This window comes from Chitinophaga sp. (assembly GCF_039596155.1).
In the GTDB taxonomy this organism is placed as follows: domain Bacteria; phylum Bacteroidota; class Bacteroidia; order Chitinophagales; family Chitinophagaceae; genus Chitinophaga.
This window is the reverse complement of the sequence record NZ_JBCNKF010000014.1, coordinates 113,487-138,869: the sequence shown is the minus strand read 5'-3', so window position 1 is coordinate 138,869 and position 25,383 is coordinate 113,487. Positions and strand designations below refer to the sequence as shown.

23 protein-coding genes are annotated in these 25,383 nt (G+C 45.2%); 19 read left to right on the top strand and 4 right to left on the bottom strand.

The annotated features are described in order from the left end of the window. Positions 1–26: 26 nt before the first annotated feature. Both ABDW33_RS15295 and ABDW33_RS15290 read right to left on the bottom strand, forming a co-directional pair. Entirely contained in the window at positions 27–944 is a 918-nt protein-coding gene (locus tag ABDW33_RS15295; protein WP_343690944.1) for an alpha/beta hydrolase, read from the bottom strand. Positions 945–949: 5 nt separating this feature from the next. Next, positions 950–1,735, bottom strand: a complete 786-nt coding sequence (locus ABDW33_RS15290) for an alpha/beta hydrolase (protein WP_343690943.1) — start codon at positions 1,733–1,735, stop codon at positions 950–952. A gap of 152 nt (positions 1,736–1,887) precedes the next feature. On the opposite strand from ABDW33_RS15290, the gene ABDW33_RS15285 reads away from it, so the two are divergent. The 16 genes from ABDW33_RS15285 (at position 1,888) to ABDW33_RS15210 (ending at position 20,691) form a co-directional block, all read left to right on the top strand. Further along, complete coding sequence (locus tag ABDW33_RS15285; RefSeq protein ID WP_343690942.1) at positions 1,888–4,056, top strand: histidine kinase dimerization/phosphoacceptor domain -containing protein; 2,169 nt, start codon at positions 1,888–1,890, stop codon at positions 4,054–4,056. Positions 4,057–4,058: 2 nt separating this feature from the next. Continuing rightward, entirely contained in the window at positions 4,059–5,876 is a 1,818-nt protein-coding gene (locus tag ABDW33_RS15280) for a sigma 54-interacting response regulator (RefSeq protein WP_343690941.1), read from the top strand. A gap of 47 nt (positions 5,877–5,923) precedes the next feature. Next, positions 5,924–6,658 carry a hypothetical protein gene (locus tag ABDW33_RS15275; protein WP_343690940.1) on the top strand — a complete coding sequence of 245 codons (735 nt, stop codon included), beginning with the start codon at positions 5,924–5,926 and terminating at the stop codon, positions 6,656–6,658. Positions 6,659–7,005: 347 nt separating this feature from the next. After that, a complete protein-coding gene (locus ABDW33_RS15270) occupies positions 7,006–8,373 on the top strand; it encodes an alkaline phosphatase (protein ID WP_343690939.1) in 1,368 nt (455 codons plus the stop codon). A 15-nt stretch (positions 8,374–8,388) separates the two neighbouring features. Beyond that, positions 8,389–8,760, top strand: a complete 372-nt coding sequence (locus tag ABDW33_RS15265) for a MerC domain-containing protein (protein ID WP_343690938.1) — start codon at positions 8,389–8,391, stop codon at positions 8,758–8,760. Positions 8,761–8,895: 135 nt separating this feature from the next. Next, a complete protein-coding gene (locus ABDW33_RS15260; RefSeq protein WP_343690937.1) occupies positions 8,896–9,528 on the top strand; it encodes an ATP-binding cassette domain-containing protein in 633 nt (210 codons plus the stop codon). Next, complete coding sequence (locus tag ABDW33_RS15255; RefSeq protein ID WP_343690936.1) at positions 9,525–10,751, top strand: ABC transporter permease; 1,227 nt, start codon at positions 9,525–9,527, stop codon at positions 10,749–10,751. Before ABDW33_RS15260 ends, ABDW33_RS15255 begins: the two co-directional genes overlap by 4 nt. After that, a complete protein-coding gene (locus ABDW33_RS15250) occupies positions 10,744–11,181 on the top strand; it encodes a hypothetical protein (RefSeq protein ID WP_343690935.1) in 438 nt (145 codons plus the stop codon). The genes ABDW33_RS15255 and ABDW33_RS15250 overlap by 8 nt, the downstream gene beginning before the upstream one ends. 3 nt (positions 11,182–11,184) lie before the next feature. Further along, positions 11,185–12,147, top strand: coding sequence for a GTP-binding protein (locus tag ABDW33_RS15245; protein ID WP_343690934.1), 963 nt, complete (start codon positions 11,185–11,187; stop codon positions 12,145–12,147). 155 nt (positions 12,148–12,302) lie between these two features. Then, positions 12,303–14,600: a TonB-dependent receptor gene (locus tag ABDW33_RS15240; RefSeq protein ID WP_343690933.1), complete on the top strand. Its 2,298-nt coding sequence runs from the start codon at positions 12,303–12,305 to the stop codon at positions 14,598–14,600. Positions 14,601–14,877: 277 nt separating this feature from the next. Next, the gene (locus ABDW33_RS15235; protein WP_343690932.1) at positions 14,878–15,564 is read left to right on the top strand and encodes a phosphatase PAP2 family protein; all 687 of its coding nucleotides are present in this window, start codon (positions 14,878–14,880) and stop codon (positions 15,562–15,564) included. Between the two features lie 2 nt (positions 15,565–15,566). Beyond that, positions 15,567–16,169, top strand: coding sequence for a metal-dependent phosphohydrolase (locus ABDW33_RS15230; protein ID WP_343690931.1), 603 nt, complete (start codon positions 15,567–15,569; stop codon positions 16,167–16,169). Between the two features lie 365 nt (positions 16,170–16,534). Then, positions 16,535–17,209: an outer membrane beta-barrel protein gene (locus ABDW33_RS15225; protein ID WP_343690930.1), complete on the top strand. Its 675-nt coding sequence runs from the start codon at positions 16,535–16,537 to the stop codon at positions 17,207–17,209. A gap of 467 nt (positions 17,210–17,676) precedes the next feature. After that, positions 17,677–18,657, top strand: a complete 981-nt coding sequence (locus tag ABDW33_RS15220; RefSeq protein WP_343690929.1) for an AraC family transcriptional regulator — start codon at positions 17,677–17,679, stop codon at positions 18,655–18,657. Between the two features lie 79 nt (positions 18,658–18,736). Next, on the top strand, positions 18,737–19,792 hold the full coding sequence (locus ABDW33_RS15215; RefSeq protein WP_343690928.1) for an alkene reductase: 1,056 nt from the start codon (positions 18,737–18,739) through the stop codon (positions 19,790–19,792). Next, complete coding sequence (locus ABDW33_RS15210) at positions 19,789–20,691, top strand: NAD(P)-dependent alcohol dehydrogenase (protein WP_343690927.1); 903 nt, start codon at positions 19,789–19,791, stop codon at positions 20,689–20,691. Before ABDW33_RS15215 ends, ABDW33_RS15210 begins: the two co-directional genes overlap by 4 nt. 108 nt (positions 20,692–20,799) lie before the next feature. Here ABDW33_RS15210 and fabV read toward each other — a convergent pair whose 3' ends face one another. After that, the gene (fabV, locus tag ABDW33_RS15205; protein ID WP_343690926.1) at positions 20,800–21,981 is read right to left on the bottom strand and encodes an enoyl-ACP reductase FabV; all 1,182 of its coding nucleotides are present in this window, start codon (positions 21,979–21,981) and stop codon (positions 20,800–20,802) included. 206 nt (positions 21,982–22,187) lie between these two features. Between fabV and ABDW33_RS15200 the strand changes: the two genes are divergently transcribed. After that, positions 22,188–22,997: an SDR family oxidoreductase gene (locus ABDW33_RS15200; protein ID WP_343690925.1), complete on the top strand. Its 810-nt coding sequence runs from the start codon at positions 22,188–22,190 to the stop codon at positions 22,995–22,997. After that, positions 22,994–23,908, top strand: coding sequence for a helix-turn-helix transcriptional regulator (locus ABDW33_RS15195; RefSeq protein WP_343690924.1), 915 nt, complete (start codon positions 22,994–22,996; stop codon positions 23,906–23,908). Before ABDW33_RS15200 ends, ABDW33_RS15195 begins: the two co-directional genes overlap by 4 nt. A gap of 13 nt (positions 23,909–23,921) precedes the next feature. On the opposite strand, the gene ABDW33_RS15190 is transcribed toward ABDW33_RS15195, so the two are convergent. Further along, complete coding sequence (locus ABDW33_RS15190; RefSeq protein ID WP_343690923.1) at positions 23,922–24,344, bottom strand: cupin domain-containing protein; 423 nt, start codon at positions 24,342–24,344, stop codon at positions 23,922–23,924. A gap of 120 nt (positions 24,345–24,464) precedes the next feature. Between ABDW33_RS15190 and ABDW33_RS15185 the strand changes: the two genes are divergently transcribed. Further along, positions 24,465–25,346: a helix-turn-helix transcriptional regulator gene (locus ABDW33_RS15185; protein WP_343690922.1), complete on the top strand. Its 882-nt coding sequence runs from the start codon at positions 24,465–24,467 to the stop codon at positions 25,344–25,346. The last annotated feature ends 37 nt before the right edge of the window (positions 25,347–25,383 follow it).

Sequence of the window (25,383 nt, the reverse complement as noted above, 5' to 3'; positions counted from 1 at the left end):
ATTACTTTAAGACAACCTCACTTCTTTTATTTTGAAAGGAAGAAATCCAACAGGTCTTTTTGTACCTGCGGTGTATTTTCCTGAACAACCCAATGGCCGGCTCCTTTGATGTTCGATGCTGTTACATGCGCTGCCACCAACTTGCAATGCGCCTCCAGGAAACCCGCTCCAAAATACTCCCCTCCCATTGCCAGCAATGGCATTTCCAGTTTCGTTTTCATGAATTCTTTGTTATCCATTGCGTCCTGCTCAAAAGCCCCGAACCAATGAAAGGCCCCTGTAGTAGCTCCCTTTACTGCATATGCCCTTACAAACTCGTTTACCTCTTCGGGCGTAAACGGATCCTTCACATGACCTACCACAGGCCAAAAATTGGTCAGGAACAGCCGTTCTTTTCCCGCTACCAACTGTCCCGAGGCAGGGAAAGAGAAGAAACCAAACCACCATGCAGCTCCTTTTACCTGGCTCCATACCGGTTCTACTCCGGGTAGCAATGCATCCATTAATGCCAGTTTCTTTACTTCACCTGCGTACTGTACTGCATAAGCATAGGCCACCATCAAACCAATATCATGCCCTGCCAGATTGATCTGGTTATAACCCAGTTTCTTCACTACGCCATGTATATAAGCTGCCATTGTTTTCTTATCATAACCTGTAGCCGGCTTTCCTGATTCCCCTACCCCGGGAAGATCCGGGGCGATCACCGTAAAATGTCTGGACAGTTCGGGCAGCAACCGGTTCCACATGTACCAGTTTTGACCGAATCCATGCAGCAATACTAATGGCTCTCCGGTGCCACCTATTACAAAGTGCACATTAATACCATTTATTTTTGCATAAGCATGCCTGAAATTAGCCGGAGGGGCTGCGGGGGGTGTAGCAGTGGCACCAGCGCTGATTCCTGCTAATAATAATCCGATTGCAATAATTAGTGTTCTCATATTTTTCATGGTAGTTGATTAATCCAGTTCAGAATATATGCTGCATCTTCCTTCCAGGTAGACTGCCCTAAAACAAAGTGGTTCCTGTCTTTGAACGCTTTGTAGTCCGTAACAGAATTGCTATTTCTGTATCTTTTATAGTTTGCCTCATTCAGTGATGCTGGTATAGTATTGTCCTCGCTACCGGAAGTAATCAGGAGTGGAGCATGTGGATTTTCAAATGCAACCTTCGCAACAGCGGTGATAGTATCCCGCACGATCAGTTTCGATTCCGGAATGGCATATTTATAATAGCCTTCTTTCTGGGCCTCGTAGTCCATGCCATTGGTAAAAGCATACTTCCACTGATCAAAAGACATCAGGAAGGATCGGCGGGTATTGGTAAAGAACCCCAATGGTCCCCAACCGGCTTTAAAAAAAGAAAGCCTGAACGTCATGACTCCTTTTGGTGGCACCGGGTGTATAGCTACCCCAGCTATGCCCAGTCCCCGTTGTAAGAGTAACTGCACGATCAATCCACCGATGGAATGCCCGATCAGGATCGGCTTCTCTACCTGAGCCCGTACTATCTGATCATAATGATCAATTAGTACGGAAAGCCGGTTAGATGCAATATCTTTGTTAGGATGACTATTGCGCAATGTTTCGGCAGACGCATTTTTATGAGGCCAGGGAGGTGCAATGGTCTGGTAACCCTTACTTTTAAACAAGTTTTGCCATTCATCCCAGCAACTATGATGTACAAATGCGCCCGTAATAAACACAACTGTTTTTGAACCACTTTTTTCCATAAATAAAGATTGTGGCAACTGTATGCCAATTTGAGTGCCTTATCCATAAGTAGCTGTGGCTGAATGACATAACCTATCTTAACTGGTGATATTTCATGGTTTATGCCGGGCAGACCGTGAAATATCGCGGTCGTTTTTCTTAACTACCTATAATGCGCACGTTTATTATAGCTTCCTTTCTACTGTTGACCATGAGGGTACCTATCCACGGGCAGGATAGCAGTCAGGTTTTACAATTACATCAACTGGGTAAAAGCTATCTGCTAAAGAATTTCAGTCCGGCCAGAAAGCAGCTGATGGATACTGCGATTGACATCTTTCAACATGCTATAAGATTAAGTGACAGTCTCGGGTTGGAAAATCTCCGGTATGAAAGCATGATCCTGGAAGGAATGGCCCTGTGTGCAAAAGACCATTCAGCAGCCGGAGAAAAAATAATGATGGAAGTAGTGGATCATTACCATAAGAAACGGGACCTGAACAGAGAGGCTAACACCTGGCTAATGATAGCGAGAAACGTGAACAGTCCAAACAATGACAGGTATTTTGAAAAGGCAGTCAGCTTGTATCAACTGGCACACAATAAGGAACAGGAAGGCAGGGCCCGGATCCGCATGGCAGACTACCAATTTCAGACGAGCAGATTTAAGCTGGCTGAAACAACGCTATTACAGGCATTGGATTTGCTACATGCCGATGGTATTCAGGAAGTGGCCAATATCTATTACCTGCTTTCATCGATTAACCGATACCTTGGGAATTATGAGAAAGCACTCTCCTATGCTTCGACATGCGTGGAAAATGCTGTGCGCTATAACGACACCTTGCATATCGAGTCATATTATGGGGAAGTCGCCCTGGTGAATGATGAGATGGGGCGTGCGTACGAAAGTAGTCAGTGGTACCGCAAATGCCTGGAGAAAAGGATCAGTAAAAAAGGAGACCCGGTAATGATATTCAGGACCGCGGGGTTGCTAATCCGACAACTGGCGAAATTGAATATGGGTAAAAATGCGTTAGCCCTGATGGATAGCCTGGCAATGCGAAAACCACCGCGAACAGCGTATGAGAAGGGCATTGCAGCGCAGAATTATGCTTATTGTTTTGAAGCGCTTCAAAAGAATGCGGAGACGGAAAAATATCTATTGTCCGCCATTGCTTATTTTAAAGGTGTCGATACCGGGTCAGAATTGATATCCCTGGCAAATATGGATGCGAGCAGGTTTTATCTGAGAATGGAGCAATTTGCCAAAGCGCATAAGTACCTGGACACAGCTTTGGTTCATCGGTTTTCTGACCGCCTGGTGGATCAGATGGAGCTGTTCCATTTGCTCTTTGTGGCTGACTCTGCGCTGGGGAATTATGCGACAGCTGTAAGGGACCTGCAGCATTTTGAGTTCCTCAAAGACTCAATTTACAACGAAAGGAAAAGCCGACAGATTGAGGAACTCACTATTCAATATGAAACGGATAAAAAAGAACAGAGCATCCGGTTGCTGGAAAAAGAAAAGCGAATCCAACAAAGTGAGCTGACCAAAGAGCTGAATACCAAACGCTGGATTATTGGCGTGACCTTGTTGTTAATTGTGATTATTGGTTTGCTGATAAATAACTCCCGTTTGAAACAACGCACCAACAGTACGCTAAAGCTGCAACAAAGGCAGATTGAAAAGAAAAACAATTCATTACAAAACCTGTTAAAAGAAAAGGAATGGCTGGTAAGGGAAATCCACCATCGTGTGAAAAACAATTTTCATATCGTAATGGGCTTGTTGCGCACACAGGCCGCCTATCTTCAGGGAGAAGAGGCCATACAGGCAATCACTGAGAGCAGGCAGCGAATACAGGCCATGTCGCTGGTGCACCAGAAACTATATCAATCAGACAATTTATCAGCCATCAATATGTCTGACTATATTCATGAACTGATAGATCACCTGAAAGATAGTTTTCATACCAGTCAAACGATACAGTTCAGGGTCGGTATTGAGCCCATACAAATGGATGTATCGCATTGTGTACCGCTCGGACTAATCGTGAATGAAGCAATTACGAATGCGATCCGACATGCCTTTCCGGGTAAAGACAATTGTATCATTTCTGTAGCATTTAAGTGTCTGTCACCGAACCATTACCTGCTTTCCATTAAGGACAATGGAATTGGGCTGCCAGTTGGTTTTGATCCGGGTAGCCAGGTTTCCATGGGCATGAAACTGATACGTGGTTTAGGAGATGACCTTGATGCAACACTAAAAATAATCAATGAAGCAGGTACTGAAATACGGCTTGACTTTATTTGTGAACCAGCATCAAACACCTGAATATGAAAGAACAAATTCTCATAGTAGAAGACCAGTTTGTAGAAGCAGATTATTTACGGCTGTTGTTAGAGCAGGCGGGATATGGTATTACAGGCATCGCCAGATCGGTTGCCCAGGCGCAGGAAATGATCAGGACGAAAAAGCCCGACTTTGTGCTGCTGGATATCTTTCTAAAAGGAGAAGAGACTGGAATTGACCTTGCCAGGATACTGGCTGTTGACAATATCCCTTTTGTATACCTGTCTGCCAATTCAAACGAAGATGTGCTGAATGAGGCCAAGCAAACGCAGCCCTACGGCTTCCTTGTAAAACCATTCAGAGAGAAGGACCTGCTGGTTGCACTGGAAATTGCCCGGTATCGCCATGCACATAGCGTGGACACAAAATATCAAAAAGAAATAGCATTTCGGAAAACGCTGGAAGCAATCCGGGTTGAAACCGGTACGTGGGAACAAAAGTCATTACAAATAATAGCTGCATTACAGCGGATCATTCCATTTGATTTTCTTGTCGGCGGATTTGGCAGGGGATTTTGCTTTTTAAGAATAGGCTTTGATGAGTACCAGATAATGGGAATCCCGGAACTGGCAACCGTAACCGGCCAATCAATGGAAGCGCTTTCTGCGCTGACATACAATTGTAATCTAACTTTTTTTAAAAAGCTGTTTGCTGAAAACTTCCAGTTAAGATCTGATCTGGAAAAAGATCTAAGTATATGTTTGTACAGCAGGAGATCAACAGCTTATACAGCTGACCAGGTCGAAATTTTTGAACGTATAGTGCCCTTGCTCATCCAGTCCATTGATACCTTGTTGCAGGATAAGGCACCTGACATGGTTACACCTGCTTCAAAAAAATCCAGACAAATACCGGACGAAATCATTGGAAAAAGCCATCTTTTATTGAACGTTTTTGACCACGTAGCACAGGTAGCTCCTTCAGACACCTCGGTACTGATACTAGGTGAGAGCGGGACGGGCAAAGAGAAAATAGCAAGTAGTATCCATCAATTTTCAACACGTAGCGGGAAACCATATATTAAATTAAACTGTGCTGCTTTGTCGCCAGGTTTGATTGAGTCAGAACTATTTGGTCATGAGAAAGGTGCATTTACCGGTGCGCTGGATAAAAGGATGGGCATTTTTGAAAGAGCGAACAAGGGGACTTTATTCCTGGACGAGGTGGGTGATATGCCAATTGAGTTGCAGGTAAAGCTGCTGAGGGTACTACAGGAGAAGGAAATAGAAAGAGTGGGCGGACGTGATACCATAAAAGTGGACGTACGCATTATTGCGGCCACCAATAAGAATCTGGAGAAAGAAGTAGCGGATGGCCGATTCCGGCTTGACCTGTATTATAGATTGAATGTATTCCCCATCACGCTGCCGGCATTACGTGAGCGGAAGGAAGATATTCCGGCCCTGGCTTATCATTTTATGCGTCACTTTGCAGATAAGGCTGGCAGGAAACTGAGCGGAATTTCGGATGGCGTGCTTAAGAAGATGATGACATATGACTGGCCGGGAAATATCCGTGAATTGGAACACATGATAGAAAGAAGTGTATTGCTGGCAAAAGGAGCCGTAATAGAAGAGATCCTGCTGCCCGCATTCAACAAGAGAGAAAAACCACCGGAAGTAGAAGATATGACCATGAAAACAATCGCTGAAAACGAACGGGATTATATTATTGCGGTACTTAAAAAATGTAATGGCAGAATATGGGGGCCTGGTGCAGCAGCTGAAATACTGAACCTGAATCCCTCTACATTGAAATCAAAAATGAAAAAACTGGGAATAAAGAAGGAATATATCCATTAAGAAATATTTTCTGCTATCTTCGTTACAAGAACGTAATAATCAACTATATGAAAGTATTTACCTTATTGCTGGCAATGGCTTTTTCCGTTATAGCCCGTTCACAAAACACCATCAACAACTACCAGTATGTATTAGTACCTGAGCGGTTCGAGATGTTCAAACAGGAGAACCAGTATGGCATGAACACGTTGGCAAAATCGCTGCTGGAAGGTGTCGGGTTTAAGGCTTATATGGCAGATGAACAGTTACCTGCTGATCTTGCCAGTAACAAATGTAATGCACTGAAAGCGGAGCTTGTAGAAAAGAAGAAGTTTTTATCTACCGGTTTAATCCTCGTTTTAAAAGATTGCCAGGGGAATGTCGTATACCAGAGTGAGGAAGGAAAAAGCCGGGAGAAAGAGTGGCAACTGGCATATAATGAAGCATTGAGAAATGCCGTAGGTTTCCTGAGCAAAGCACAGTATAAATATGACGGTTCGGCGCCTGCTGCAGCTACGGCCACCACTACCAATACGCCAGCCGTGGTGATGACGGCGGCTACCCCCGCCACCGTTACTGATAGTAAAGATGTGCTGTACGCACAGGCTAACGCAAATGGCTATCAGCTCATAGATACCTCACCCAGGAAAGTGATGTCATTGCTGAAAACATCGCAGGTGGATAGTTTTATCGCCGATGATGGTGTAGCCAGGGGAATAGTGTTTAAGAAAGGCGGAGAATGGTATTTTGAATATTACCAGGATGAAAAACTGGTTTCTAAAAAACTGAATATTAAGTTCTAGGAAAGGTAGTTGTATTACAAGTACAACTACGTTCGAAGAACTTTACGAAACAATCTTTTTACCTGAATAAAAGACGCCTGTATCAAAGAAAGCGACAGGCGTCTTTTTTATTTCCTGAAAACCTGTTAGCTCCCTTATCTTATCTCCCACTTAAAGATCAATATCTCGCCAGCAAGCCTGTCAACCATCGTGCGCTTCCTAATAATGCCGTTTACCGTCCATTATTAAATAGTCCCACTCATTCATTATCAAAAGAGGGATCCCATATTAATTAATTGCATCACTGCTTCAAATATCTGAAACTAATCCTTACTTTTGCAACATTGTTGCACACATCATATACCATCATGATAAGAAGAGAATTTTTCAGGAATTCCTCTCTCGCGCTGCTTGGCAGCACGTTTTTCTCTACCAGCAAGGCATTTGCCGAAACCGGCCAGCGCAAAACGGCCAGGAACATCATCTTTATGGTCAGTGATGGCATGAGCACAGGCACCCTTAATATGGCCAGCTTGTTACTACAGCGTAAAGAGGGCCGGCAAAGCCAATGGCTGAGTTTATATGAACAGGCCACCGTAACCCGGGCATTGATGGACACAGCATCTGCCAGCTCACTGATCACTGATTCTGCGGCTGCGAGTTCTGCCTGGGGAGGTGGCGTGCGGGTAAACAATGGCAAACTGAACGTAAGTGAAGACGGTACACACCATACGCCTATTTTACAAAAGTTCAAGACAGCAGGTAAATCTGTGGGCTGCGTAACGACAGTTCCCATTACCCATGCCACGCCGGCTGGTTTTAGTATTACAAATGCCAGCAGGGGCGACATGCATGAAATAGCAACGCAATACCTGCCATTGAAATTTGATGTGATGATGGGGGGCGGACGTGAATATTTTCCGGCAGCATTGTTGACACAGTATTCAGCCAGCGGTTATGCGGTCGTGCAAAACCGCCAGCAAATGTTGCAACTGGATACCACGCCTGCACTAGGCATATTCAATGACAATGGCCTCCCCTATGCCCTGGATCACGCGCAGGACGCCACTCTGCAGGAGAAGATTCCCACGCTGGCAGAGATGGCAACTACTGCCCTGCAATTGCTTAACAAAAACAAGAAAGGTTTTGTGTTGCAGATAGAAGGAGGGAAAGTAGACTGGGCAGCACACGCAAACGATGCGGGCGCACTTATTTATGACCAGATCGCATTTGATAATGCCATAAAAGTAGCAATTGATTTTGCAGCGAAAGATGGAGATACAATGGTGATCATTACTACTGATCACGGCAACGCTAATCCCGGGCTCTTTTACGGTGACAAAGCTAATCAGCAGTTTGACCTGATACAGCACTATAAGTATACCAACGAATGGATCCTGAATGGGGTAAATAAATCATTTACACCAGCTCAGCTGATCGAACGGGTAGAAGCCGCACAGGGGATTGTCATTACCAGGGAAGAAGCCCTTTCTATTCTTGGTCATTATGATCAATTGGATGAAACAGGATTGTACAATCCACGTAAATTACCCTACAGGCAACTGGCCGCTATACAATCTGGTTATACATCTGTGGGATGGGGGGCCATGGATCATTCTGCTGATTATGTTGAACTGGCCATTTACGGTCCCGGCAGGGAATTACTCAGACCTTTTATTAAAAATACGGACCTGCACAACCTGATGTTGCAGGCCACCGGCGTGCTACACGCTTAAAAAACTGAAATGCTTATGAATACTGATTACCGGAGCAGATGGGATGCCATCGGCATAGTAGCTTCTATTGCCTGTGCCGTACATTGTGTGTTACTGCCCATCCTGTTTACCACGCTTACGCTGTGCGGCATTGAGTTGCTGGAAAATGTATACCTCGAAATTGTAACGATCCTGATTTCTATGTGTGCCGGGTCGTGGGCCCTGATCAAGGGTTGCAGAAAGCACCATAACAGGACGCTCCTTTTGTTTTTTGTGGCCGGGCTTACATGCATGGTTACAGGCAATTTACTCGCAAATGATTATGCTGAAATAGTTTGTAAGCTGACAGGCAGTATACTCATCATCATTGCTCACCTGAAGAACGTGAAACATTGCAAACACAGGTAAAAAAGTGGCTGCTGGCCGTCATGGCATTATATACCATTTTATCATTGCGTACGGCCTGTGGTTGTAAACCACCGGCAGATCTGCGAAAAATGTTATTTACTCCGGGATCCGTGAAGTTTAAAATTATTTATAAAAATGCTCCAGGCCATTCAACTACAATTTGCATACAATCCGCAGGCGACATTCAGTTATCCTGATATTCACTGTTCGCAGGAAACACCGCTGCTGATTACGGGAAAATCAGGTACCGGCAAAACAACGTTGCTGCATTTACTGGGTTGTTTACTACGCCCCTCCGGCGGGCGGTTAATCATAGATGGAACAGATACAGGCCTGTTACCTTCCGGCAAACTTGACCGGTTTCGTGGAAAACACATAGGCATCATCTATCAATCTGCCCATTTTATGAGTGCGCTCAGTGTGCTGGATAATGTGTTGCTGCCGAGGTTCTTTACCCGCGCTACTCCTGATACAGATAAGGCAAAACAGCTTGCCGCGCGCTTACAGATTGACCACCTCCTGCATAAACTCCCGGCGCAACTGAGTAAGGGAGAGCAACAGCGGGTGTCTATCGCGAGGGCACTCATTAACAATCCTCAACTGTTACTGGCAGACGAGCCCACCAGTAGTCTGGATGATGATAATACAGACAGGGTGATTCAATTATTACAGGAACAGGCAGCACTCAGTCGTGCGATGCTGATTGTCGTTTCGCATGATGCCAGGTTGAAACAACATTTCTCAAACAGCGTATTTCTGGAAGGATGACTGCAAAGATCATATTAAAGAACTTAATCCAACATCCGCTATCTACCCTGCTTAGTTTATTATTGCTTACCTGTGGCACAGGCATTATATCCATGCTGCTGGTTACGCAGCATCAGTTAGCAACAAAACTGGATAATGACCTGCAGGACATAGATATGGTGGTAGGTGCAAAAGGAAGTCCGCTGCAACTGGTACTATCTTCGGTTTACCAGATAGATGCTCCTGTAGGCAATATATCACTGAATGAAGCGGATAAGATTGCGGCACTTCCATTGGTGAAGCAGGCAATTCCACTGGCATTTGGAGATTCATACCAGGCTTGCAGGATTGTAGGTACAGATAGTAATTACCTGCGTAAATATGGTTGCCGGTTCAGGGAAGGCCATATTTTCAACAGGCCGCTGGAGGCAGTGATCGGTAGTCAGGCAGCGGCACTTACCGGGTTAAAAGTGGGAGATACATTTGTAGGGATGCACGGTCTGGGGAGTAGCGGGCACGTACATGCTGAATTTAAATACAGGGTAACGGGTATCCTGGAGCAGAATAATACGGTGGCAGATCAGCTGATCCTGACGAATGTGGCTTCCGTCTGGAAGATCCATGAACACCATGATGATCAGGGGTATCCAGCTTATCCTGTCAGCCGCCACGAAATGGAGCATGATCATGCTGAGCATGACAAACAAATTACCGCTTTACTGATCAAATACAGAAGTCCGGTCGCAATGATCTCTCTTCCCCGCATGATCAATGAGACGACTCCCATGCAGGCAGCCATTCCACAACTTGAACTAAAACGCCTGTTTAGTCTGATGGGTGTTGGTATTCAGACATTGCAGGCTATTGCCTTTGCAATCGTATTACTATCCGGGATGAGTATTTTCATTGCCCTTTATGCAAGGTTGAAAGAACGAAAATACGAACTGGCCCTGGCAAGAGCCATGGGTAGTAGCCGTCTGCTGATCAGTTGGTTCCTGGTATGCGAAGGGCTGATCATGGTTATTACAGGGTTTATGGCCGGCATGCTGTTAAGCCGGTTGGGATTATATCTGCTCAGCAAGTATGCCGGATCAAGGTATCATATCAGCGTATTCAAAAATTCACTGTTGCCGGAAGAATGGTACCTGTTGTCAGCGACACTGATGCTAGGGCTGCTGGCTGCAGCATTACCTGCTATCAAAGCGTTTCGGCTGAACATTTCTAAAACCCTGGCTCATGAATAAATTGTTGTTTACTTTACTATTTGCTTTCAGCACGACGGCACAGCAGGAGCAACCATTGAAGGCAAGCTGGAACATACTGCTGAACATAAAATATGAAGAGAAATACCTGAATGACATTAAAGGATATATGCTTTTTCCTAAATTCACACAAAATGTAAAAAACCTGGATGGGAAGATAGTAGAGATCAAAGGCTTTGTCATTCCGGTAGATAAAACTGGAGCATCGCTGGCATTATCAGCCAATCCTTATGCCAGTTGTTACTTTTGTGGTGGCGGGAGCCCGGCGTCTATTATTACAGTGAAGCTGAAGAAAAAAAATACAGGGTATGATATCGACGATTTCAAAAAGTTCAGGGGTAAGTTGAGATTAAATGCCACTGACATCAATGAATTTTATTACGTTCTGGAATTATCAGAGGAGGTAAAATAAAATATGGAAAAAATACAACCCAAGCCGGTAACCATTATTACTGGTTTCTTAGGCGCTGGAAAGACTACTTTTTTGAATGAATTGCTGATGGCGGGAGAGAAAGGAAAATACGCCATCATTGAGAACGAGTTTGGAAAAGAATCGATAGATGGTGAGTTGGTGATGGAGATCTCAGATAATATTTTTGAGATGAGTAGCGGGTGCTTATGCTGTAACCTGAACGAAGACCTGGTGGACCTGTTGGTCGAGTTGTCTAAAAAATCGGGCGACTTCAGGGAATTGATCATTGAGACAACCGGGATTGCCGATCCTTCTGCCGTGGCATTGCCATTTTTGATAGACCCGCTGGTGAGTCGTTATTATAGATTGGACCGGGTGATCTGCCTGGTAGATGCGCGAAACATAGCGTACGAACTGGAGACAACCGAGGAAGCGCGGAAGCAGATCAGCTTTAGCGATGTACTATTGATTTCGAAAACGGACCTTGTTTCAGATGAAGAGCTGGTGAACATACATGCGCTACTGAAGGAGATCAATCCATTTGCATTGATCTTATCTGGCACGAAGGAGCATTTTCCTCACCGGGAGATCATGGAATTTGTGCGTACGAATGCGGATCATTATACAGGAGAAGATGTTAAGAAAGAAAAGCGTCATCATAGTTTGACGTCATTGACATTTACCTTTGACCAGCCGTTTGATGCCGGCAAACTAAAGCATCACCTGATGGTGTTTATGGCGGTGCAGTCGCAGGATATTTACCGAGTGAAGGGAATTGTGTACGGATTTGGTGAGCAACAGAAACTTGTGGTGCAGTCAGTGGCTGAGTACCTGGCGATATCACCGGGCAATCAGTGGGGAGAAGGTGAAATAAAGAGGAGCAGGATCGTATTTATTGGAAGGGACTTGAAGATGAAGGGGATTGAAGAGCTGCTGACGTTGGGGTTGTATAGTCCGCAGCCATGATGCATGTGACGTTTTCCGGGAAGAAACTTCAAAATCAATTGTAATGGCAGGCGCCAGGATAAATTTCCCTTTTTAGACACATATATTTTTATCAGATTCTACAGTATGTCTACAGAATAGCCTTATAGGTTTGCACCAGCAAATCAAAATGGCATATGAAGGTATTGACGACTTTAGCATTCTTATTACTGGGATGGACGTATTCAATTGGTCAGAACAAAATAAAAGGTATTGTTCTGAATAAAGACAGTCACCAGCCCGTGGCCTATGCGACGGTCATTGTAAACGACCCTGTTACCGGCAAAACTGTGAATGGTGCAGTAGCGGGAGAAAATGGTGTTTTTTCCATCAACGGGCTAAAAAAGGGGAGTTATAATATCATTATTGACTTCATCGGATATACCCGTCAGGAATTGAAAAACATTAACGCCTCCCAGGATCTTGGTACTATCTATATGACCGCTGCTGGTAAGTCACTCAATGAAGTCGTCGTTACTTCCCATACGCCGGCTATTGAAAACAAAACGGACCGGGTAATATATAACGTAGCTGCTGATATCACTTCCCAGGGTGGGGTGGCAACGGATATTTTAAGAAAGGTACCACAAGTGACAGTAGATATAGATGGGAATGTAGAACTACAAGGCAATTCCAATATCCGTTTCCTCATCAACGGGAAACCTTCTTCTATGTTTGGCAACAGTCTGGCCGATGCATTGGCTGCTATCCCCGCCAGCCAGATTATGCGTATAGAGGCAATTACCAGTCCCGGTGCGAAGTATGATGCACAGGGCACCGGCGGGATCATCAATATCCTGCTGAAAGACAATCCTGCCCAGGGTATGAACGGAACAGTTTCCCTGAGTGCAGGCACCCGTTTGGAAAACGGCTCTGTAAACCTGAATTTCAGGAAGAACAAATTCGGTATGAATGTATTTTTCAATGGCAATGAGCAGCTTACTTCGCATACACCTTCGTCCCGCACCCGTTATAGCTTCGATACGGAGACCAAAATGACACAGTCAACAACTACCGATTTCAGCAGAAAAGCATATCAGTCGGGCCTGGGGTTTGAGTATGGGAATCTGACCGGTGGCATATCTTATAGTTATTTTGGGAACAGGTCTGTTGCCAGTACCTGGCAGCAACCGGGAGATATTTATTTTACTTCCGACACCCGTAACCATACGGGCACTGTAGACTGGAACCTGGGATACCGCCAGCACTTCAAAAAAGAAGGCAGGGAATTGTACCTCCTGTACAGTGGCAGTGACGGTAGCCCGTACACCAGCTTTATACAGGGTGTTACCCGGAGCTGGACACCAGGCATTGATCTGCAACATAACTTTTCTGCGGACTACACACACACGGTCAATGAGCATTTATCTTTCGAAAGTGGTGCCAAAGTGATCCTTCATCATTTTAACAATACGGCTACATCTATACCTGACTCCACACAATCCTATGTTTTTGATTACCGCATGAATATCTACGCAGCGTATCTTTCTGCGAAGTTTGCATTGTTTAATAAATTTGATGTAGTAGCAGGTGGCAGATACGAATATACAACGATAGCGATGGGGAAGATTCCTTCCTACGGCGAGTTTTTGCCGGCGTTAAATATCTCCCGCAAATTGGGGGAATGGCAATCCGTGAAACTTGCCTTTACACGCCGTATAGAACGTCCTGACAAAGAGCTGAATCCTTTTGTAAATCTTAGTGATCCTTACAATATCACCATGGGTAATCCTTACCTGAAGCCCGAAATCGGGAACAATCTCGAACTGGGTTACAGCCGGACGTTCAAAAAGGGCGGAAATATATATGCAGCGCTGATGGAGAGGATCAACACGAATGATCTGAAAACCTATACCGCCTATTACGCCACTTATCCTGTTGGCGACTCCCTGTATAAGGACGTCACCGTGACCAGCCGTATGAACATCGGTGAAGAATATAACACGGGCTTAATCGTAACGGGTGCTCTCCCATTGACAAAGCGATTAAATGTACGGGAAAACCTGATGGTGTATAATAAACATGTGGTAAACTACCTGGACAATGGCAACAAAACGAATGGTTTGAGCTGGAGACTGAATATCAATGCTGCTTATAACTTCCCTTCAGATTTTGTGGCGGAGGCATTTGGTGAATACCGATCTGCCTGGAATAGTATTCAGGGCCGGGTGCCGCAGGTGATCAATTATACACTCGCATGCAGGAAATTGTTCTGGCATAAGAATGCTAGTATTGGGCTGACAGCTACCAATCCTTTCAATCAATATATCCGACAGGTGACAACCGTACAAACCGCCAATTATTCAGGATGGTACCTGCGAATGGTGCCTTACCGGTCTTTTGGGATAAGTATGAGCTATAAATTCGGGAAGTTGCAGTTTAAGAAGGAGAAGGGGCAGGAGGAAGATTATCAGAATAATCCGCCTTCGATGTAAGACGACAGGAATCACGCTATCGGCCCCCTCTGTAAAGAGAGGGTCCAGCCACTGAATTCATGCAGGTTGACAATTTTAACATTTCTATATCAATCTGCTGGCAGGCATGCCCTGGTACGAATGGCGGCAAACTTAGCATGAAAAGGGCCACCATAAAGGTATATAGCTGTTTCATACCCGCAGGCGACCGGGCAGTTTGCAGAAATGCGAAATTTGTAATTCAGAATTTCTACCGAATTGAAGCTCAATATTGTATTCTAACTACGTAGCATAGCATATGAAAAAGTGGTTCCTGTTTTATTTTTATACCTTCTTTATCTCACTAGGGCATGCTCAGACCCGGGACAGCATCATCGTTCGGCCTTTACCTTCCTTTACCGTACGGCAACTCAGCCTCCCGCTCACCCTGGCAGTTTTAGGCATTGCCGCTAATGGCAACGGCAAAGAATCACTCAAAAACGAAGTGGTAGAAGAAAGGAATGAGATGATGCCTAAATTCCATACCCATATTGATAATTACCTCCAGTTTGCCCCCCTGGCAATCGCCTATGGCCTGGATGCCGCAGGGGTAAGATCGAAAACGGACATCCTGAACCGATCGGCTATCATGGTAAAAGGCGAGTTGCTCATGATGGGCAGTGTGTACGTATTAAAAAAGTATACCCATCAACTTCGGCCGGATGGGTCTACCTATAATTCGTTCCCTTCCGGTCATACTGCGCAGGCATTTGCCGCCGCTACCCTGCTGAGCGAGGAATACAAGGACCGGTTTCACTGGATGCCATATGCTGCTTATGGACTAGCCAGTGGTGTTGGTGCACTGAGAATGGCCAATAACCGCCATTATATCTCAGATGTATTGGTGGGGGCAGGTATTGGGATTCTCTCAATGAAGGTTGCTTACTGGACCCATCAGTACAAATGGGGCAGACATACCCATACTACACAACCTGAAAATCCATAAGAATGTCGGAAGCATTATTGCTGGCGAAGATCGAGGCACATGTACGGCATTTGTTCGCGCTTCACATGCAACCTTACCTATATTATCATAACCTTGCCCATACTGAAGAGGTGGTAGAACACACTACAGCATTGTGTAGCTGGTATAACCTGGCAGCCCATAATAGTTTTATAATTATAACAGCGGCATGGTTCCATGATACGGGGCACCTTTTTGGCGACCTGGAAGGCCATGAAGAAAGGGGTGCTGCGCTGATGCGACAGTTCCTGGAAGGTTCCGTTCCTACGCTGTACTTAAGTGCCATACATCAATATATCATGGCCACCCGGATGCCCGTACATCCGGCGAATATAATGGAGAAGATCATTTGTGACGCTGATACCTGGCATTTGGGAACAGCGGACTTTATGATGAAGGATGCAAAGGTGTGGCAGGAGCTGGAGGCCAGGAAAGGGAGAACATTTGAAAACAAGGCCGCGCTTAGCCTGAAGTTTATGCAACAACATAGCTTTTATACCACTTACTGTAAACAACAGTTATCGGCGGGAAAACGCCGGAATATAGATGCCCTGGTCAAGATAACAGACATACCAAACAGACACTAAACATTGATAATTAAATAGATATATTCACTCCGCGACGAAAACAGCCAGCCGCGGTTCATGCCAACCAGCATTATGGGAGCTGTTGGTCTTCTCTTCAATAAATTCTATCTTCGTCACCGATTTGCGAAAAAGCATCACGGCTACACCGGAAGAAAATGAAAAAATTAACCCGGAAACAGACGGCCGTCAGATGAGTAATTGCGTCGGCGGCTTTTGTGCTTACATAGTTATCAAAGTCCGTTCCGTCGAGATGAAGTGGCGGTTGGTTCTGAAAATCTGGATTTTCGACGATGGTATTGTCTGAAGTCTGCAACGACCACCACAATCACCTCATTGAAAAATATTCAATTGACTAACAAATACACATGAAGAAAACCATTCTTGCATTTGGGTTACTGATTTTTTCCCACTACACATTTGCGCAAAGCAATCTTAAGAACGCTGTCAATAAAGGTAAAGATTATATCGTCATCCAGGCAGGTTATGCAGGTCTGACTGGTACAGGAGCCAATACCCTTCATATGGGATTTAACAGGACGCTTAATATCGCACTGGTGTACGATATTCCTCTAAATGAGAGCAAATTTAGCCTGGGTGCTGGTCTTGGTGTTGGTGCTGATAACTTCTACTTTAAAAAAGAAAAGATCGATATTACAAGTACCACCTCACCTAACAGGGTGGCATCAGATAACTATCAGAAGTCCAAATTATCTACAACTTACCTGGAGATCCCATTGGAACTTCGCTTTCACCAGTTCCAGCACGACCTGAACAGGGGCTTCAAAGTGGGCATAGGCATCAAAACGGGATACCTGCTCAATGCACATACACGGGTGGTTACCAATGTAACCGGTCGTAATGTAACAGAAACTGAAAGCAGCAAATATTGGTTTAATACCATCCGCTTCGTACCAACAGCAAGAATTGGCTGGGGCAACTTTGCAGTATATGGTAGTTATGGTATCACACCAGTCTTTAAATCTAACAGCACTTATTCCCTGAAGGCTTATTCCGTAGGTCTAAGTTTCGGTGGTTTTTAATAAAAAACCACCAGATAAAGATCTGGTGGCGATAAAAATTATAACCTATATGTGAACTAAGCTGCAAAGATGATTAACAACTCTGTAATCATTCTGAATTTTTAGTTCTCAACAATATTTCCTGTTCAGGACCAATGGCAAATAACAAATGAGTGCCTCACAGGCCCGTTTTCAGAGACGGCCCTATCATACGATCCTCCAAAAATTCCGGATTCGTTTGCGGCACTCATTTGAAATTTCCAGCGCTGCTTTTCTCCGGTCAACGACCTTACCTGGCTTTGCAGGGCCCGATATGATTTTCCCATATATACAATATACCCGCCATTTATGCGATCACACATCCCGAAAATAAAGGTTCTAGAAATGTCTTGCTGAAACTGGGATTTGTGCTGGTAAAGCAGTTTGAAGATAAGGGGAGTTTGACAAATTGGTTTGAGTTAAAGAGAAAAGTAATTTAACAGGCGCTTATGTTTTTTGAATTTATCCCTGACGCTCAGTTTGATTTTCTTTCAAGTTTTGCTAATAAATTTAACCTCCCGCTGAAGGGTGACCGGCTGGTCCTTCCTGCCACACTGGGTACGGGCAGTATCAGGAGAGTCACGCTATCTGCGGGTATGAAATTGATTGTGCACCGTTATCAGCTTCACCAGGATTTTATCATCAACAGGGTCGGCAACGATGGCCCCAACGACCTGGTGAGTATTATTTTCCATAGTAATGAAGCGCCGGGGAGTGTGAATACAGGCGGTACCCCAGACCCGCTTTCCCGGACCTCTGCATTTGCCATACAGATCGCATCGACAGACCTGCATTCACAGATTCGCTTTCCCGCCAATACGGAGATATATTTTATGGTGGTAGGTATCAGGAAAGACGCGCTGAAGGAGCTGCTGGGAATCAATAACCCCAACAGCGTTGTACAAACCATATTAAATGCAGCACCGGGATTCCTGTTTTATGAAAGTATGACCGTGGATATCCATAAACTGGTAAAACAGGTAACGGATGCGCGGGAGGACAATGATTTGGGCAATTTTTATCACCGGGTAAAAGTACAGGAGTTGTTATACCTGGTATTTGAGAAGCTGCAAAAACGGGAGGCCGTACATCAGAACGTAGTATATAAAGATGACGCAGAAAAGCTGTCTTTGATCAGGACAGCAATACTTGCAGATCTGGCAGTACCGCCAAGTTTACCGGAGCTGGCGAAGATGGCCGGTTTGGGAGAGACCAAGATGAAGGACCTGTTTAAACAGGTATTTGGGGATACGATTTATAATTATTACCAGCAGGCAAGGATGGAAGAGGCCGCATTTCTCTTAAAACACGGTGGGCTATCTGTATCGGAGACAGGCTACCACCTGGGGTTTGCTAATTTGAGCCACTTCGGGCGGCTCTTCGAAAAGTACCACGGCATGAAACCCAAAAAATACGCGACCGCCGGATAGGACTATTTTTTTGACACAAGCGGCTATTTTAGCCTTCAGCAATGAGGCAACTTTGTATTGTCATCAAAACGACAACAATATGAACAAATTGCTGATGCCTTATGATAAAGGCGGATTACAACTAAAAAATCACCTGGTAATGGCGCCCATGACGCGCAGCCGGGCCATTAATAACCTGCCTAATGAATTAATGGCGGCGTATTATGCACAGAGAACCGGGGCTGGTTTAATCATTACAGAAGGTACTGCTCCATCACCCGATGCCCTGGGGTATTCCCGGATTCCGGGAATCTTTTCCAAAGAACAGACAATTGCGTGGAAACCGGTTACTGCTGCCGCACATGCTGCGGGGAGTAAGATGTTTTTGCAACTAATGCATACCGGGCGTATCGGCCATCCTGCAAACCTGCCTGTGGGCGCTCGTTTGGTAGGACCATCCACGAAGAAAGCGGAAGGTGAGATATGGACGGATAGTTTAGGTCAACAACCTTATCCTGTTCCGGAAATGCTGACAGCAGCGGAGATTAAAGGTGTGATTGCGGAATTTGTAAATGCAGCGCGCAATGCAATAGAAGCAGGATTTGATGGTGTAGAAGTTCATGGCGCAAATGGATATCTGGTAGAACAGTTCCTGCATCCTGTTGTCAATGATCGTACGGATGAATGGGGCGGCAATGTGGCCAACCGGGCCAGGTTTGCAATCAGCGTCGTGAAGGAAATAGCTGCTGCCATTGGAGCAGACAAGGTAGGTATCAGGTTTTCTCCGTATTCAACACTGGGAGATCTGGCGCCTTATGATGCACATGAAACGTATGCATTCTTAGCGAAGGAAATGAATCAGCTAGCTATCGCTTATGTACATATCGGCATGTCCGCAAGTATTCCGGAAGCGACATTCCAGGCGATTCGCGCCGGATTTAAGGGCACGATCATTCTCTGTAACGGGCTGACACCAGAGACAGCAGAAGCCGCATTGCACGCCGGTTTCGCGGATTTAGTAGCCTTTGGAAGGGCTTTTTTGGCAAACCCGGATCTCGATAAGAGAATTGAAGCCGGGGCACCATTGAATGAACCTGATTACAACACACTTTATACACCTGGTCCGGTGGGTTACACGGATTACGCAGTTTTATGAGAAAGTTAAGTTATAGCCGTTTTGGCGGCACAGAAGTATTGGAAATGGTAGAAGCCCCTATGCCTGCGGGTGAAATAGTGGTGAAGGTGAAGGCGGTATCAGTAAATCCCCTGGACTGGAAATTGTGGCAGGGAGAGATGAAGATGATGGGTGGAAGGAAGTTCCCGAAGGAAGCAGGCATTGATTTTTCAGGTGTGGTGGTAAAAGGGAACGGGCAGTACAAGGATGGAGACGAGGTATTGGGAATCACCTCCATCTTTAAAGGTGGCGCGATGGCTGAATATGTGGCGGTGAAGGCCGGTAATATTACGCATAAACCAGCAGGAATATCCTTTGAGGAGGCAGCGGCCTTGCCTGTTGCCGGCGGCGCAGCGACGCAGATCTTCGGGCAACTGGTACTGGTAAAACCCGGGATGAAGGTATTGATCAATGGTGCTGCCGGAGGGATAGGGCCTTTTGCGATCCAGTTAGCAAAGCAGGCGGGTGGTACAGTAACGGCGGTAGTAGGACCGTCTGGCGTAAATCTGGCGCGTGAATCAGGGAGCGACGTGGTAGTGAATTATAAAGAGAAAAATGTATTGACCGGAGGAGAGCAGTATGATGTAGTGGTGGACCTGGCCGGGAAAATGGATTATAAAACAGCGAAGCGTGTATTGAGCCCTGCAGGGGTGTACGTGAATACCTCACCAGGGATCAAAGAGATGATTGGAAAATTGTTCGCAGGGAAAAAGTACCAGCTGTTATTTTTAAAGTCGACAGCGAAGGAATTGGAGGTTTTAGCGAAAAGTGGCCTGAAGGTGGCGATTGGAAAGCGATATAGGTTTGAGGATTTCAAGAACGGGTATGACGAGGTAAGGAAGGGAGGAATTGTAGGCAAGGCAGTATTTATAATGGGATAAATTACAAAGGGGCATATTGAAAGACCCGGCCCGGTTTATAATGCTGATGTATACAAAAAAGGCTTGACAATCGATGATTATCAAGCCCTTTCTCTTTTTATTACGATCTTACTTAATAAATGCCATCTCGCTTACTTCAGCGGTGTAATCTACACCTGGTACACTGAAGCCAAACAGGTTCAGGAAATCTTCCTTATACCCTTTCAGGTCACCAATCTGTGCGATGGTTTCGGTGTTAACACCTTTCCACAGTTCGGCCACTTCCTGCTGTACATCAGGACGCAGTTCCCAGTCATCGATACGGATACGCCCCTGTTCGTCCTTAGCTGCCGGTTGTGCGGCATACAGGTGATCGTGGAACAGGCGGGACATTTGTTCGATAGTGCCCTCATGGATATTCTTCTCTTTCATGACCTTATAGAGGAGAGAGATATACAGTGGTACTACCGGAATAGCTGAACTGGACTGGGTGACGAGTGCTTTGTTTACGGAAACGAAAGCGCTGCCATTCAGATCTTTCAGTTGCGCTGTGATCTTTGCAGCCGTACTTTCCAGGTGATCCTTTGCCCGGCCAATGGTACCATGACGATACACCGGATTGGTCAGTTCAGGACCGATATAGGAATAGGCAACCGTTAACACGTTTGGAGCCAGTACGCCCGCACCCTGCAACGCTTCCAGCCACAGCTGCCAGTCTTCTCCGCCCATTACAGCAATGGTATTGGCAATATCATCGCCTGCTGCTGGTTCGATGGATACGTTTGTAACGACACCGGTGTGAAAATCAACTGTTTTGTTCTGATAACTCTGATCAATAGGTTTTAATACGGAACGATGTAAAACGCCTGTTTCCGGATGTTTACGAACCGGGGATGCCAGGCTGTAAATAATCAGGTCTACAGTGCCGAGGTCCTGCCGGATCAGGTCAATGGTCTCCTGCTTCACTTCCTTTGAGAAAGCATCGCCATTGATACTTTTAGCATATAAACCTGCGCGGTTCGCTTCCTCGTGGAAAGCGACAGTATTATAATAACCAGCAGAAGCGGTTTTCCCTTCCTGGGGTTCTTTTTCAAAGAATACCCCGATGGTGGCTGCGCCACCACCAAAGGCAGCCGTGATTCTGGAGGAAAGGCCGAAACCAGTGGAAGCGCCAATTACCAGTACCTTTTTGGGTCCGTTTGATAGTTTTTGTGACTCGACATAGTTTATTTGTCTTCTTACGTTCTCAGCGCAACCGGCCGGATGAGCTGTCAGGCAAATAAAGCCACGCATTTTAGGTTCTATGATCATAATTTGATATCAGTATTAGATATATCTTGTTCAATTCCGGTACAAATTTAGCCTCTTCGCGGGCAAGTTACAAGAAATCTGCATGCAATATCTTACGGAAAAGTGATATAAGGGGGTTTTATGCCATGTGGAAGGGTAAATCCGGACACATAAACCTTCAATCTGGAAACATCTGGCGCCCAAATACTTCTCAATTTTGTCTCATTATGCAAAAGACAATATTTATTACCGGTGCTTCTACCGGTCTGGGAAAGGCGACAGCCAAACTATTTCATGCCAGGGGCTGGAAAGTGATCGCTACCATGCGGCAACCGGAAAAGGAAACCGAACTTAGCCTGTTAGACAACGTATGGCTCCTGCCACTGGACGTCACTGACAAAGACCAGATTGCAGCCGCAGTGGCACAGGCGATTGACCTGGGAGGCGTAGACGTCGTATTTAATAATGCCGGTTACGGGCTGATGGCCCCGCTCGAAGCAACGAGTGATGAGCAGATAAGCAGGCAGCTGAATACGAATCTTTTAGGCGTGATCTATGTGACGAAAGCCTTCATCCCACATTTCAGGGAACGAAACAGTGGTGTATTTATCAGTACTACTTCTATTGGAGGTATCTGGGGCTTTCCATTACATTCACTATACCACGCTGCAAAATTTGCACTTGAGGGTTGGTCAGAAGGAATGTCTTATGAACTGAGCCTCTTTAACATTGCCATTAAAACAGTCGCACCTGGTGCAATCAGGACAGAGTTTCTGGGAAGGTCGCTGGAAAGGAATTCCCTGTCGGCGTATAAGGCGCTGGAAGACGAAATGTTTAGCAAAATTGATACAATGATGGACGTTGCATCTCCGGCAGAGCTGATCGCGGAGGTAGTGTACGAAGCCGCAACAGACGGTAAGGATCAGATTCGGTATATTGCGGGAGAAGACGCGAAGGAGATGGCAGCAGCACATGAGCAATTAGGACGGGAAGCGTTCCGCCAGGAGCTGAAAAAGCAATTTTTACTACAGTCATGACATTCATCGAATCCATATCAGCTTTTCACAGTCTGGCACATCTTCCAGCTCCGTTACATCCGCTGGTAAGCGTATTTCGCGTGACGGATATACGGCTGGAAGATGCAGCCATCTGGAAACAATATGCTGTCAACTTTTATTCTATCTCCCTCAAAAAAGGGGTGCAGGGTAAAATTAAGTATGGGCAGCAGTATTATGATTTTGACAAGGGTACAATGACATTTGTTGCCCCCAAACAGGTGCAGTCCCTGGATTTATCGGATGGAGATGTGCTGGACAGGACGTATAGTGGTGGACACGCACTCCTGATCCATCCTGATTTTTTATACAAGCACCCACTGGCGCAGACGATTAAAAATTACGGGTTCTTTTCCTACGCGGTAAATGAAGCATTACAACTCTCAGAAAAAGAGGAACAGAATATTACCGGGATCTTTCAAAAGATCGAAGAGGAATATCAGCATATTGACAGGCATACCCAGGAGATTATACTATCACAGATAGAATTGTTACTTAACTACAGTAAACGATTTTACGAGCGGCAGTTTATCACAAGAAGAGCCGTCAATCATGATTTGCTGGCAATGATGGAGCAGATCCTGGATGAGTATTTTAATGATGGTAAAGCGCTGCAAAGTGGTCTGCCTACTGTCGAGATACTGGCGGCACGGTTGAACTTAACCCCACATTACCTCAGTGACATGTTACGATCACTGACCGGGCAAAGCGCACAGCAACATATACAGGATCGGATACTGGAGAAGGCCAAAGAACTACTCACGCTGACGAATCTATCGGTAGCGGAAATTCCCTATCAGTTGGGATTTGGATATCCGCAATCATTTAATAAGTTATTCAGGAAAAAGACGAATTTATCGCCGTTGGAATTTAGAGAGGCATTCAATCTGTGATGCCTCTCTACAATTATTTCTTAATAGCCAGTGGCTGGCCATCGCCGCCCAAATACACTACGAACAATACAACATCTGTATTCCCCTTATTCGTTCCGCGATGATATGTGTCATAAGACTCCACAAAACTACTTCCTTCTTTATACTCTGCACTCCCCTTCCCTTCTATATCTACAGTCAATGTTCCCTGCAACACATATGAAAACACTGGTATTAAATGCTTATGCCATCCGGTTGTTTCCCCCGGAGGAAAAGTAATCTTGCACATGGTGACCTTCGGGTCCTTAAACTGAGGATAGGCAATCTTCTGCCCGATAGAGTTGACAGTGGTATCCACCAATTTTTCAATCTTCAGCTTTCCACTATACTGTTGCGCATGGACCGCAACACTGATGAAAATTAACAATGACAATACGGTACTAACCTTTCTCAGCATTATTTGATATTTTAATTTGTAAATTAAATCAAAATAAAACATCCGGGAGATTTTTATAGCGAAGCAGCTAATAGTGAGTACTATATCTCAGTCACGGCTAAATTTGCGTACCTTTCACGCATGCCGAAGCACAATAAGCCCATTCCTTTAATTACCTTACCTCCTGATATAGAGACAGGTATCCTCATCATAAAAACAGCTATTAAATCCCGGAAAGGAGTCGTGAAAGAAGTACAGCAACCTCACCGGGATGACTGGCATCTATTCATTCTTCAGGTAGGGGGTAGCACTATCATGGAGGTTGACTTCCAACAATACGTCATAAAGCCTTCCTCCATTTATTATATCCATCCCAATCAGGTGCATCGCGTTGTCTCGTTCAAAGACGCAGTCTTCTATAGCCTGATTATCCATAATAGAACCTTAAGGCCCGAATACCTGCAAATACTTGACGACATCTCCCCTGCTCAACCACTGCGCCTTAGCAGGAAAGCATCGGGCATGCTGACTGACATCGTGAATGTTTGTCAAAAGGCCTTCGAAATGAAGAAAGCTAAACTTTATACCGCTTTATTAAAAGATAGTTGCCATACATTTGTAGCCGCATTCCTTTCCCAATATCTCGCACATGCAAATTCCGCAGACATCCCGTCCCGCTTTCACATTATTGCAAAGTCTTTCAAGGCAGCCCTGGAAGAAAACTTCATAAATATTAAAAGTCCCAGGGAGTATGCGCAGCGGCTAAATATATCAACACCCTATCTAAACGAATGTGTCAGGCAGGCAACAGGGCACTCCGTATCGTACCAGATTCAACAACGCATTATTTTGGAAGCGGCACGTCTGCTTTATCATTCGAACATGTCAGTAAAGGAAATCGCCCATGAACTGGGTTATGAGGATCACTCCTATTTCATCCGCCTCTTTTCGAAGGTAACAGGCATGACACCGCTCGTATTTCGCAATAAAAACCACGAATCGTCCTATACCTACTTCGCATAGGCCTTTTTAGAACTTGCTATTCGTCATTACTTTGCCT